The organism is Streptomyces sp. NPDC051569 (genome assembly GCF_044454085.1).
Taxonomy (GTDB): Bacteria; Actinomycetota; Actinomycetes; order Streptomycetales; family Streptomycetaceae; genus Streptomyces.
This window is the reverse complement of record NZ_JBITDJ010000006.1, coordinates 276,769-289,002: the sequence shown is the minus strand read 5'-3', so window position 1 is coordinate 289,002 and position 12,234 is coordinate 276,769. Positions and strand designations below refer to the sequence as shown.

Annotated in this window: 11 protein-coding genes and 1 pseudogene; 5 read left to right on the top strand and 7 right to left on the bottom strand. The window is 71.2% G+C overall.

Going from position 1 to position 12,234, the window contains the following annotated elements; all coding sequences use genetic code 11:
• Positions 1 to 8: 8 nt before the first annotated feature.
• From ACIBAE_RS13425 to ACIBAE_RS13415, 3 genes are all read right to left on the bottom strand, one after another.
• The gene (locus ACIBAE_RS13425; RefSeq protein ID WP_399284639.1) at positions 9 to 2,582 is read right to left on the bottom strand and encodes a cation-translocating P-type ATPase; all 2,574 of its coding nucleotides are present in this window, start codon (positions 2,580 to 2,582) and stop codon (positions 9 to 11) included.
• A gap of 168 nt (positions 2,583 to 2,750) precedes the next feature.
• Positions 2,751 to 3,056 (bottom strand): DUF2530 domain-containing protein, encoded by a 306-nt coding sequence (locus ACIBAE_RS13420; protein ID WP_399284637.1) that lies wholly within the window; start codon positions 3,054 to 3,056, stop codon positions 2,751 to 2,753.
• Positions 3,057 to 3,257: 201 nt separating this feature from the next.
• The gene (locus ACIBAE_RS13415; RefSeq protein ID WP_399284635.1) at positions 3,258 to 3,440 is read right to left on the bottom strand and encodes a FitA-like ribbon-helix-helix domain-containing protein; all 183 of its coding nucleotides are present in this window, start codon (positions 3,438 to 3,440) and stop codon (positions 3,258 to 3,260) included.
• Between the two features lie 139 nt (positions 3,441 to 3,579).
• On the opposite strand from ACIBAE_RS13415, the gene ACIBAE_RS13410 reads away from it, so the two are divergent.
• Both ACIBAE_RS13410 and ACIBAE_RS13405 read left to right on the top strand, forming a co-directional pair.
• Positions 3,580 to 4,020: a MarR family winged helix-turn-helix transcriptional regulator gene (locus tag ACIBAE_RS13410; protein WP_399284634.1), complete on the top strand. Its 441-nt coding sequence runs from the start codon at positions 3,580 to 3,582 to the stop codon at positions 4,018 to 4,020.
• Positions 4,021 to 4,049: 29 nt separating this feature from the next.
• Positions 4,050 to 5,387, top strand: coding sequence for an MFS transporter (locus ACIBAE_RS13405; protein ID WP_399284633.1), 1,338 nt, complete (start codon positions 4,050 to 4,052; stop codon positions 5,385 to 5,387).
• Between the two features lie 105 nt (positions 5,388 to 5,492).
• Here the strand turns inward: ACIBAE_RS13405 and ACIBAE_RS13400 are convergent.
• Positions 5,493 to 5,937: pseudogene (locus tag ACIBAE_RS13400) on the bottom strand (Uma2 family endonuclease); the annotation flags it as partial.
• Between the two features lie 116 nt (positions 5,938 to 6,053).
• Here ACIBAE_RS13400 and thpR point away from each other — a divergent pair.
• Positions 6,054 to 6,662: an RNA 2',3'-cyclic phosphodiesterase gene (gene thpR, locus ACIBAE_RS13395; RefSeq protein WP_399284631.1), complete on the top strand. Its 609-nt coding sequence runs from the start codon at positions 6,054 to 6,056 to the stop codon at positions 6,660 to 6,662.
• A 138-nt stretch (positions 6,663 to 6,800) separates the two neighbouring features.
• On the opposite strand, the gene ACIBAE_RS13390 is transcribed toward thpR, so the two are convergent.
• The gene (locus ACIBAE_RS13390) at positions 6,801 to 7,796 is read right to left on the bottom strand and encodes an aldo/keto reductase (RefSeq protein ID WP_399284630.1); all 996 of its coding nucleotides are present in this window, start codon (positions 7,794 to 7,796) and stop codon (positions 6,801 to 6,803) included.
• Positions 7,797 to 8,038: 242 nt separating this feature from the next.
• On the opposite strand from ACIBAE_RS13390, the gene ACIBAE_RS13385 reads away from it, so the two are divergent.
• A complete protein-coding gene (locus ACIBAE_RS13385; protein ID WP_399284628.1) occupies positions 8,039 to 8,353 on the top strand; it encodes a hypothetical protein in 315 nt (104 codons plus the stop codon).
• Between the two features lie 87 nt (positions 8,354 to 8,440).
• Here the strand turns inward: ACIBAE_RS13385 and pip are convergent, their stop codons facing one another.
• Complete coding sequence (gene pip, locus ACIBAE_RS13380; protein WP_399284627.1) at positions 8,441 to 9,445, bottom strand: prolyl aminopeptidase; 1,005 nt, start codon at positions 9,443 to 9,445, stop codon at positions 8,441 to 8,443.
• 174 nt (positions 9,446 to 9,619) lie between these two features.
• Between pip and ACIBAE_RS13375 the strand changes: the two genes are divergently transcribed.
• On the top strand, positions 9,620 to 10,675 hold the full coding sequence (locus ACIBAE_RS13375) for a WD40 repeat domain-containing protein (RefSeq protein WP_399284626.1): 1,056 nt from the start codon (positions 9,620 to 9,622) through the stop codon (positions 10,673 to 10,675).
• A 169-nt stretch (positions 10,676 to 10,844) separates the two neighbouring features.
• On the opposite strand, the gene serC is transcribed toward ACIBAE_RS13375, so the two are convergent.
• The gene (serC, locus tag ACIBAE_RS13370) at positions 10,845 to 11,963 is read right to left on the bottom strand and encodes a phosphoserine transaminase (RefSeq protein WP_399284625.1); all 1,119 of its coding nucleotides are present in this window, start codon (positions 11,961 to 11,963) and stop codon (positions 10,845 to 10,847) included.
• Between the last annotated feature and the right edge of the window lie 271 nt (positions 11,964 to 12,234).

Genomic DNA, 12,234 nt, shown 5'->3' with positions numbered 1-12,234 from the left:
TCGCGGCACTACATCCCGTACCTCCTGTCCACCCACCGCCACGTCATCTCCAGCAGCACCCCGCCCACCCCGGCGATCGCCACCGCCGCCCAGGGCATGGTCGTGCCGACCAGCCGCAGCGCGAAGAACGTCTGCAGCCACGGCACGACCAGCACGACCAGGAAGGCGAAGGCCATCGTCAGGACGAGCAGGACGCGCCACCAGTTGTAGGGGCGGGCGATGATCGCCAGGACCCACATGGAGACGAGGAACAGCGTCAGTGTCGCCGCGCTGGTCTCGTCCTCCAGGGAGCCCGGGCCGCTGTAGTGCTGGCGGGCCAGCATGTACGTCAGGAACGTGGCGAGCCCCGCGATGATCCCGCTCGGGATCGAGTAGCGCATCACCCTGAGCACGAAGTGCGGTTTCGCGCGCTCCTTGTTCGGGGCCAGCGCCAGGAAGAACGCCGGGACGCCGATCGTCAGCGTCGACAGCAGGGTGAGGTGCCGGGGCAGGAACGGGTACTCCACCCGGAAGCACGACACCAGGATCGCCAGCAGCACCGAGTAGACCGTCTTCGTGAGGAAGAGGGTCGCCACGCGCGTGATGTTGCCGATGACCCGGCGGCCCTCCGCCACCACCGACGGCAGGGTGGAGAAGCTGTTGTTCAGCAGCACGATCTGGGCGACGGCCCGGGTCGCCTCCGAGCCCGAGCCCATCGCGACGCCGATGTCCGCGTCCTTCAGCGCCAGGACGTCGTTCACGCCGTCCCCGGTCATCGCGACCGTGTGCCCGCGTGACTGCAGCGCGCCGACCATCTCGCGCTTCTGCTGCGGAGTGACCCGGCCGAAGACCGTGCCGGCCTCCAGCGCCTCGGCCATCTCCGCCCGGTCGGTGGGCAGGCGCCGGGCGTCGATCGTGTGCTCGGAGCCGGCGAGGCCGAGCTTCCCGGCGACCGCGCCGACCGAGACCGCGTTGTCACCGGAGATGACCTTGGCGGCGACGTCCTGGTGGGCGAAGTACGCGAGGGTCTCGGCGGCGTCGGGCCGCAGCCGCTGCTCCAGGACGACGAGTGCGGTGGCCTCGGCGCCCGCCACCGCGTCGGGGGAGTCCAGGTCACCGGCGGCGCGGGCGAGCAGCAGCACGCGTAGCCCCTGCTGGTTGAGATGGTCGATCTCGCGGAGTGCGGGATCGTGGTCGGGCAGCAGGACATCGGGGGCGCCGAGGAGCCAGCCGGACCGGCCGGCTCCGTTCGCGGCGGTGCCCGTGCCACTGCCCGTGCCACTGCCCGTGCCACCGTCCGCGTCCGTGCCGTGTCCCTGGGTCCGGTCCCCATCCCCGTCCCGCCCCCCGCCCCCGCCCTCGATCTCGTTCTCGCTGAAGGCGGCGCCGCTGTACTTGCGCGCGGAGGAGAAGGGCAGCGCCGCCGTCACCGGCCACCGCCCCCGGTCGTCGTGATAGGCGTCGATGATCGCCCGCAGGCTGGCATTGGGGCGCGGGTCCGACTGCCCGATCGCGCCGAGGACCTGCCGTACGTACGTCTCGTCCGCACCGCCCAGCGGCCGGAGCTCGCTCACGTCCATGCCGCCCTCGGTGAGCGTGCCCGTCTTGTCGAGACAGACGACATCCACCCGCGCCAGCCCCTCGATGGCGGGCAGCTCCTGCACGAGGCACTGCTTGCGGCCGAGTCTGATGACGCCGATCGCGAAGGCCACGGAGGTCAGCAGCACCAGGCCCTCGGGGATCATCGGGACGACACCGCCGATGGTCCTGGCGATCGAGTCCTTGAAATCCGTCTGCTTGACGACCAGCTGGCTGAGGATCAGCCCGAGCGCGGTCGGGATCATCATCCACGTCACGTATTTGAGGATCGTGCTGATGCCGTTGCGCAGCTCGGAGCTGACGAGTGTGAAGCGGGACGCCTCCTCGGCGAGCTGTACCGCGTACGCCTCGCGCCCGACCTTGGTGGCCTTGAACGCGCCGCCGCCGACGACCACGAAGCTCCCGGACATCACGGGGTCGCCGGGCTGTTTCAGTACGGGGTCGGCCTCGCCGGTGAGCAGGGACTCGTCGACTTCGAGGCTCTCCGCCTCGGCGATCTCGCCGTCGACCACGACCTTGTCGCCGGGGCCGAGCTCGATGAGGTCCCCGAGGACGATCTCGGAGGTGGAGATCTCGGCGGCGACGCCGTCACGCCGTACGGTCGGCTTGGCCTCGCCGATGACCGCCAGGCCGTCGAGGGTCCGCTTGGCCCGCAGCTCCTGGATGATGCCGATCCCGGTGTTGGCGATGATCACGAAGCCGAAGAGGGTGTCCTGGATCGGCGCGACGAAGAAGGTGATCGCCCAGAGGATGCCGATGATCGCGTTGAACCGGGTGAAGACGTTGCCCCGGACGATCTCGTGGACGGAACGACTGCTGCGGACGGGTACGTCGTTGACCTCGCCACGCTCGACATGCCGCGCCACCTCGGCGGCGGTCAGCCCGGTGTGGCGGCCGGTCGGTCGCGGGAGCCTCATGGGGTGTACGGGGTCGAGCTCGGCGCCCGCGTCGATGGCAGGGCCCTGCGGCCCGGGGCCGTGCGGTTCGGAGCCGTGCTGCGTCATGGTCCAGACGGTACGGGCGCGGTGGCGGCTTCACCCGCTGACTGGCCCGAAGGCCGGCTGCCGGTTCACCGGCCCGTGGGCGGCGGCTTCGGTTCACGGTCCGTGGGCGGCGGCTTCGGTTTACCGGCCCGTGGGCGGGGGCCCCCGTCTATGGCGGTGGGCCCCCGTTCAGGCGGAGGGGCCGTCCCGCGTTCCGTCCGGCGGGCCCGCCGCCGCTGCGGCGCGCTTGATCGCCGCGTCCCGTCCCCGTACGTACCAGATGCCGATCAGCCCGAGCCCCGCGCCGGCCAGGCACGTCCAGATCCACCACGTGTGCCCGTGGTCGCTGAACCAGCCGTAGAACGGGAGCTGGACGAGGAAGAGGGCGAACCAGATGATGGTGCCGCCCACGATGGTGCCGACGACCGGCCCCTCCAGGGGCTCGGGCGCCTCACGCTGCGGAGATCCCGTCGATCCCAGCCAAGAACCGGTCATGGGCCCAGTCTATGCGGGGGGTCGGACGGGGCGGCCGGGGGTCGGGGCCGCCACGTCGAGATCGCGGAGCGCGGCCGCACGGTGCCGATGACGACGGTGGCGGTGGCGGTGGTAGCGGTGTACATCGTGTCGCGGTGTTCGTCCTGTCCTCCGCGATCCCGGCGCCGGGTCTGACGTAACGTCCGGCTTGCGGGGTGCGGCTCACGTCACGCCGTAGAACTTCTCCGTCTTGTCGACGGCCGCCTTGAAGCGTTCGTCGAAATCATCGTGAACGAGCGTCCGGACGACATAGTCCTGGACGCTCATTCCGCGTCTTGCGGCGCGCTGCCGGAGCCGGTCGAGCAGCTCCTCGTCTATCCGCAGGCTGAGCACTGTCGATGCCATCCGAACAGGGTCGGGGCAGGCCCGCCCCGGTGGGTCACTTTCCGAAGTGGGATCACTCGTATGAGTGATCTTTGCGACAGGAACGCACCGGAACCGTCCCGGTGGTATTTAGAATGGGTAATGAGTTATGCTAACGAACATGCCTGATGTGTCCCACGGTGACGAGAACGACGACGCCGTGAACTCCCTCCGCTCCGCCGTCATGCGGCTGGGCCGGCGCCTGAAGCACCAACGTGTCGACGAATCGCTGAGCCCCACCGAGATGTCCGTGCTGGGCACCCTCGCCCGCTGTGGCTCGGCCACCCCGGGTGAGCTGGCCCGCAAGGAGCACGTCCAGCCGCCGTCGATGACCCGCATCGTGGCGCTGCTCGAAGCGAAGGGGCTGGTCAGGCTCGAGCCGCATCCCGACGACCGTCGGCAGAAGGTGGTCAGCCAGACCGAAGAGGCCGAGGCGATGCTCGAAGAGAGCCGCCGCAAGCGCAATGTCTGGCTGACGTCCCTCGCCGAGGGCCTGGACGACGACGAGTGGGCGAAGCTGCGCGCTGCCGCCCCCGTACTGGAGAAGCTCGCCCACCTCTGATCCGCGCGCTACCAGGAGGCGAACCGACTTTGAGTACGGGATCCGGAGCAGACTCCGCCCCCGCACCGAAATCCACCCACGACAGCAGCACCGGCGGCGGTACGTTCTCGTCGCTGAAGATACGCAACTACCGGTTGTTCGCGACGGGCGCCGTCGTATCCAACACCGGTACGTGGATGTCCCGGGTCACCCAGGACTGGCTGGTCCTCAGCCTCACCGGTTCCTCTGCGGCGGTCGGCATCACGACGGCCCTGCAGTTCCTGCCGATGCTGCTCTTCGGCCTGTACGGCGGCGTCATAGCCGACCGCTATCCGAAGCGGCAGCTCCTGCTCTTCACCCAGGCCGCGATGGGCCTGCTCGGCCTCGCCCTCGCCGTCCTGACCCTCTCCGGACAGGTGCACGTCTGGCACGTCTACCTGATCGCCTTCCTGCTCGGCATGGTGACCGTCGTCGACAACCCGACGCGCCAGGCCTTCGTCTCCGAGATGGTCGGCCCCGACCAGCTGCGCAACGCGGTCAGCCTCAACTCGGCCAACTTCCAGTCCGCCCGCCTCGTCGGCCCCGCCGTCGCCGGTGTGCTGATCACCACGGTCGGCAGCGGCTGGGCCTTCATGCTGAACGGCCTGTCCTTCCTGGCCCCGCTCCTCGGCCTCCTCCTGATGCGCCAGAGCGAACTGCACAAGTCCGTCTCCGTCCCGCGTGCGAAGGGGCAGCTCAGAGAAGGACTGCGGTATGTGCGGGGCCGCCCCGAGCTGATCTGGCCGATCGTCCTCGTCGGCTTCATCGGCACCTTCGGCTTCAACTTCCCGATCTGGCTCACCGCCTTCGCGCATCACGTCTACGACGGCGGGGCCGGCCTGTACGCCGTCTTCAACATCCTGCTGGCGGCCGGCTCCCTGGCCGGCGCCCTCCTCGCCGCCCGCCGCCGCTCCTCGCGGCTGCGTCTGCTGATCCTCACGGCGATGGGCTTCGGCCTGCTGGAGGTCGCGGTGTCCTTCTCGCCGTCCGTCTGGCTCTTCGCGCTGCTGCTCGTGCCGATCGGCATGATCGGCCTGACCACCAACATCAGCGCGAACACCAGCGTCCAGATGGCGGCCGACCCGAAGATGCGCGGCCGGGTGATGAGCATCTACATGATGGTCTTCGTCGGCGGCACCCCCGTCGGCGGCCCGCTGCTGGGCTGGATCACCGACACCTACGGCGCCCGCATCGGCTTCGCCGCCGGCGGAGCGGTCTCCCTGCTCGCCGCGGGGGCCATCGGTCTGATCCTGACCCGGGTGGTGGGGGTCCGGCTCCGGCTGGACCTGCGCGGCGGGCGCCCGCACATGGAGTTCGTACCGAAGGAGCAGCTGGCGGCGGCCGTGTAGGGGTGACGGCCGGCCGTTGTACGGGAGACCCTGACCGGTGTACGGGAGACCTGACCGGGGGGCGCCGGCCGGGGCCTTCCCGTGTGCCGGGGCCCCGCGCGGGGGTCAGCCGCGCGGGAACTCCTCGGTCTTCAGAGTCAGGCCCACGGCGGTGTCCGTGAGGTCGATCTCCGTGCCGAAGGTGACGGTCAGCTGGGTGGTGTACTCCGCGTCCTTCGGCTCGGTGTAGACGTGACACCGGCCGGTGTACGGATCGGCGATCCGGTAGACGGGGACACCGGCGGCGGCGTAGGCGGCCTTCTTGGGGCCGTAGTCGTTCATGCCGGTCGACGGAGATCACCTCGGCGACGAATTTCACGTCCTGGTGATCCCAGTGACCCTTCGCGTCCAGGACGGCGCTCTCCGACATGGCCGTCACGTCACAGGCGAAGCCGTTGAGGTGCCCGGGAAAGTCGATGCGGACGTCGGACTTGATCCGTTTACGGGCGTACTTGATGCGAAGCTGTTCGACGACATCCAGGATGATCTCCCAGTGGGTGTCCCGTGTCGGTCTCTACGACGGTCATCGTGGCGCTCCTCCCCGCTGCCACGGGATGCGGCAGCCGCGCGGTACAACGATACGCACGGTGACCGGGTCGCGCCGCTGCGCGGTGGGAGACTCGGCCCATGAGACTGTTCGCCGCCGTACTCCCGCCCACCGGAGCCATCGAGGAACTGGACCGTGCCGTCGAGCGGGCGCGGGACATCCCCGGGGCCGACGACCTGCGGTGGACCGGGCCCGCCGGGTGGCACTTCACGCTCGCGTTCCTCGGGGAGGTCGAGGAACGGCTGCTGCCCGAGCTGACCGAGCGGCTGGAGCGGGCCGCGCACCGTACCGAGCCGTTCCCGCTGCGTGTCCACGGCGGCGGGCACTTCGGCGGCCGGGCGCTGTGGGCCGGCGCCGCCGGGGGCATCGACGAGCTGCGGCTCCTCGCCGAACGCGCGGGCGCCGCCGCGCGCCGGGCCGGGGTGTCGATGGAGGAGCACCACCGCTACCACCCCCACCTCACGCTCGCGCGCGGCGCCGAGGACACCGACCTGAGCCCGTACGCCGAGACGCTGGACGGTTTCGAGGGCATGTCGTGGGAGGTGGCCGAGCTGGTGCTCGTACGCAGCCGTCTGCCGGTGGACGGGGTGCCGGGGGAGCGGCCCCGGTACGAGACGGTTCTCCGCTGCCCGCTCGGGCGGGGCCGCCGGGACAACCCGGGCGCCGGTCCCGCCTCCCCGGGCGGTTAACCTCGACGTGTGGACCCCAAAACCCGTAACCGGATCATGGCCGGTGTGCTTGTCCTGATGTTCACGATCATCGCCGTGGCGGCCGTGGTCGGTCAGTAGCCCGACCACGGCCGCCCGTGCGCACCCGCACTCAGGCGGTCACCAGGCGAAGGCCTCCGGCGAGGGGCCCGGACCGGGGAAGATCTCGTCCAGCGAGGAGAGGACCTCCTCGGAGAGCTCCAGATCCACGGCGCGGATCGCGGACTCCAGCTGCTCCATGGTGCGCGGGCCGACGATCGGGCCCGTCACCCCCGGGCGGGTCAGCAGCCAGGCCAGCGCGGCCTCGCCCGGGTCGATGCCGTGCTTGTCGAGCAGGTCCTCGTACGACTGGATCTGCGCCCGGATCGTCGTGCTGGCGAGCCCGCTGCCCGAGCGGCCGTCGCTCGTGCGGGAGCCGCCGCCCTCGCGCTCCTTGCGGATCGCGCCGCCCAGCAGACCGCCGTTCAGCGGCGACCAGGGGATGACGCCGAGGCCGTACTCCTGCGCGGCCGGGATGATCTCCATCTCGGCCCGGCGCTCGGCCAGGTTGTACAGGCACTGCTCGCTGACCAGGCCGAGCGAGCCGCGCCGGTGGGCGGCCTCGTTGGCCTGGGCGATCTTCCAGCCGGCGAAGTTGGACGAGCCGGCGTAGAGGATCTTGCCCTGCTGGATCAGGGTCTCGACGGCCTGCCAGATCTCGTCGACCGGGGTGGCGCGGTCGATGTGGTGGAACTGGTAGAGATCGATGTGGTCGGTCTGCAGCCGCTTGAGGCTGGCGTCGACGGCGCGGCGGATGTTGAGGGCGGAGAGCTTGTCGTGGTTGGGCCACGCGTCGCCGTCCGCGGCCATGTTCCCGTACACCTTGGTGGCGAGAACGACCTTGTCCCGGCGGTCGCCGCCCTTGGCGAACCAGGTGCCGAGGATCTCCTCCGTGCGGCCCTTGTTCTCGCCCCAGCCGTAGACGTTGGCGGTGTCGAAAAAGTTGATGCCCGCGTCGAGCGCGGCATCCATGATCGTGTGACTGTCGGCCTCGTTGGTGAGAGGCCCGAAGTTCATCGTCCCGAGGACGAGTCGGCTGACCTTGAGTCCGGTGCGTCCGAGCTGCGTGTACTTCATGACTCCACAGCCAACGCGTTCGAGCGCACTCAAGGCAAGCCCGGGTCCGCCTTGTGGCCGTCAGCCGATAGCGCAAAATGCCCGTTGTGCGCAAGAGATCACTCCTGGACACAAAAGTGACGCTCTCTGTGGTTTCCAGCCAAGTTGTCGGGCGGAGCCGTGCGACTCCTTTCCGTGCTCATACGGTTCCGGTGTGTGACGGAGCGCGTCTCCGCGTTCCGCTTCCCATCAGGAGGTTCGCCTTGCTCACTCGACGTCATCTCGTCGCCGCCACCGCCGCCCTGGCGCTCGGGGCGGGCGGCATTCTCGCCGCCTCGCCCTCCACGGCCGCTGCCGCCGCCATCACCTGTGCCCCGCCCCGGCAGGTGACGGGCAGCGCGGGGCACAAGGGGGTGGCTCTCACCTGCGGCGGCGGCGCGTTCACGGGCTGGGTCGACTGCAAGAAGGGCGGCCTGATCTACACGCACTACGGGAACAGGGCCGTCTCCGGCGGCACATCGACCACCTGGTGCGATCTGCAGGGTGACCCGGTGGGCTGGGGCCTGGTCACCTCGTGAGCCGAGGCGCCCGAGGGGAGGCGCCCGAGCGAAGACGCGTGCGCGCGGGGGCCGGCGGTCGGCGGACCGCCGGCCCCCGCGCGCACGTCAGCCGGCGAACGCGTCGAGCGCCGCCCGCACCTCCCGGCGCTGGGCGGCACTGCCCTGGTGGCCCGCGTCCTCGACGACGACCAGCCGGGCGTCCGGCCAGACGCCCGCCAGCTCCCAGGCGGTGCCGAGCGGCCCGGCGAGGTCGAACCGGCCGTGGACCAGCACGGCGGGAATCCCCGCCAGCCGCCCCGCGTCACGCAGCAGCGCGCCTTCCGCCAGCCAGGCGCCGTGCGAGAAGTAGTGCGAGCAGATCCGGACGAGGGCCTGCCGGGCGGCGGGGGGACGGCCGCTGTACGGGGAGGGCGAGCCGTTCGATTCCTGGGAGAGTACGGCGTCCTCCCAGGCGCACCAGTCGGCCGTGGCCCGCTCCCGTACGGCGGGATCGGGACTTTCCATCAGCCGGGCGTAGGCCGCGACGAGATCACGGGCGCTCCCGGCGCCGCGCCCGCTTCCCCGCTCCTGCTCCGGGACGCCGTCACGGAAGCGGTCCCATGCCTCGGGGAAGATCCGCTCGACGCCCCCGTACAGCCAGTCGATCTCCGAGCGCCGGGTGGTCGTCACGCCGGCGATGACGATCTCCGAGACGCGCTCCGGGTGGCGCTCGGCGTACGCGAGGATCAGCGTCGAGCCCCAGGACCCGCCGTACAGCAGCCAGCGCTCGATGCCGAGGTGGGCGCGCAGCCGTTCCATGTCGGCGATCAGGTGGTCGGTGGTGTTGTGGCGCAGATCGGTGGCGGGGTCGGCGGCGTGCGGGGTGCTGCGGCCGCAGTTGCGCTGGTCGAAGAGGACGACGCGGTAGCGCTCGGGGTCGAAGAACCGCCGGCTGCCGGGCCCGCAGCCGGAACCGGGGCCGCCGTGGACGACGAGCGCGGGCTTGCCCCGCGGGTTACCGCAGACCTCCCAGTACACGAGATTGCCGTCCCCGACGTCGAGCATGCCGTGCTCGTACGGCTCGATGGGCGGGTGGAGCGGGTCCTGGTCCGTGGTCCGAGGGGGTGTCATCCGCCCGATCATGCCGGTCTGCCGTCGCCCTCGCCGAGATTGACGACCGGCAGCGGCCGACGCCGACTTCGGCCGTGAGGGCGGACAGGTCGCTTCTCTTGATCACGACATTGCCCGCCGGGCGTGCGGGGTGACGCCGGGCGGCGTGGGCGCGTGGGGTGGGAGGCTGTGCGCATGCGTTCGTTTCCGCGTCATCCTGGCTCGCGTCCTTCCGGTGCCGTCGCCGCCGCACTGCTGACCGTATCCGCGATCTCCGCGATGGCGTTCTCGCCCGTGGGCGTGGCCGTCGCGGCGGCCGACGACGGGACTCCTGACCGGAGCTTCACGATCGAGGACCCACGGATCACCGAGTCCAGCGGCCTGGCCGCCAGCCGCGTCCATCCCGGCGTGTACTGGACGCACAACGACAGCGACGACGGCCCGTACGTCTACGCGGTGGACTCCAGGACCGGCGAGACGGTCGCGACGATCACTCTGCGGGGCATAGGCGAGCCCCGGGATGTCGAGGCCATCTCCATAGGACCCGACGGGGACATCTACGTCGGCGACATCGGCGACAACCTCAACGGCACCTGGGACCACGTGTGGATCTACCGCTTCCCCGAGCCCGAGCAGCTCAAGGACGCGACGGTCCGGGCGACGCAGTTCACCGTGAAGTACGCGGACGGCCCGCGCAACGCCGAGGCGCTGATGGTCGACCCCGTGACCGGCCGGGTCTACATCGCCTCGAAGAACGAGGACGGCGGTGGGCTGTACGAGGGGCCGGCGCGGCTGACCTCGTCCGGGACGAACGTCTTCCGGCGGATCGGTGAGGTGCCGTGGGTGACGGACGGGGCGTTCTCGCCCGACGGCAAGGAGCTGGTGCTCCGCTCGTATTTCAGCGCGCGCGGCTATGTGTGGAAGAACGGCCGGCTGGGCGCGGACCACGCGGTGCACGCGCCGTTCCAGGGGCAGGCCGAGTCGGTGACGTACACGGCGGACGGCAGCGCGCTGATGTTCGGCTCGGAGGGCCGGGGCAGCGGGGTGGTCCGGGTCGAGTTGGACAGGAAGCCCGCCGCCGACGCGCCTGCGGGAAGCGGGAGTTCGGCGTCCCCGTCCGGTGGCGGTGCCGGTGCCTCCGGCGGCGGTGACCAGCGGGGGCACCTCACGCTCGGCGCGCTCGTCCTGATCGCGGGAGCCGCGGTGGTCTTCGGCTTCACGCGGCTGCGGCGCGGAGGCCGCGGCGCGTAGGGCGGTGCGGGTGCGGGTGCGGGTGCGGGTGCGGCGGTGCGCGTGGGGCGGGGGCCGGGAGTACGTGTGGGGGCAGGGCGGGGGCTCAGTGCGACGGGCCCCGGCGCGGTGTGCGCCGGGGCCCGAGGGCGTGACGGTCACGGGGTGACCGCGCGGGGGAGCCGTGTGCTCAGAGGTGCTCGATCACGTAGTCCACGCACGCCGTGAGGGCCGCGACGTCCGCCGGGTCGACGGCCGGGAACATCGCCACGCGCAGCTGGTTGCGGCCCAGCTTGCGGTAGGGCTCGGTGTCGACGATGCCGTTGGCGCGCAGCGCCTTGGCCACGGCCGTGGCGTCGATCTCGTCCGCGAAGTCGATCGTGCCGATGACCTGCGAGCGCTTCGCCGGGTCCACCACGAACGGGGTCGCGTACTTGGACGCCTCGGCCCACCCGTACAGCGTGCGCGACGAGGCGGCCGTGCGGCTGACCGACCAGTCCAGGCCGCCCTGGGAGTTGAGCCAGTTCAGCTGCTCGTTCAGCAGGAAGAGCGTGGCCAGCGCCGGGGTGTTGTACGTCTGGTTCTTCAGCGAGTTGTCGATCGCCGTCGGGAGCGAGAAGAATTCGGGGACGTGGCGGCCCGACCCGTGGACGCGCGCGGCACGCTCCAGCGCGGCCGGCGAGAAGACGCCGATCCACAGGCCGCCGTCTGCGGCGAAGGACTTCTGCGGGGCGAAGTAGTAGACGTCCGTCTCGGCGATGTCGACCGGCAGGCCGCCCGCGCCCGAGGTCGCGTCGACGAGTACGAGCGAGCCCTCGTCGGCGCCCGCGATCCGCTTCACCGGGGCCGCGACGCCCGTCGAGGTCTCGTTGTGCGTGAGGGCGTAGACGTCGACGCCCTCCTCGGCCTCGGGATCCGGGTGGGAGCCGGGGTCGGAGGCGATGACGGTCGGCTCGGCCAGCCACGGGGCGAGCTTCGCCGCCTTCGCGAACTTGGACGAGAACTCACCGAACGACAGGTGCTGCGACCTGTTCTCGATCAGCCCGTGGGTCGCGATGTCCCAGAAGGCGGTGGAGCCGCCGTTGCCCAGGATCACCTCGTAGCCCTCGGGAAGGTCGAAGAGGCTTCGTACTCCGTCGCGCACCGCGCCGACCAGGTTCTTGACCGGCGCCTGGCGGTGCGACGTGCCGAGGAGGGATGTGCCGGTGGCCGCCAGCGCGTCCACCGCCTCCGTCCGCACCTTGGAGGGCCCGGCGCCGAAACGGCCGTCGGCGGGCTTGATGTCAGCGGGAATCTCGATATCGGCCACGGGCCGGAGCGTAGTCCTTCCCGCCGCACCGTAGTCAACCGTGTCCGTCGGGTGAGACACCCGCCGCCGTCCGTGGTAGTGCCGGGAGGGGCAGCAGGCCCCCGCCGGCCCCCGCCGGCCCCCGCCGGCCCCCGCCGGCCCCTGGCGGTGCGCGGGGCCGGCGGGGCCGGTGCGGGGGTTGGGTGCGCGGGGCCGGGTGCGCGGTCCGGTGCGGGGGCCGGCGGGGCGGGACGGGGGCGATGACCCTCGGAGCCGTACAGGCTGGTCCGTA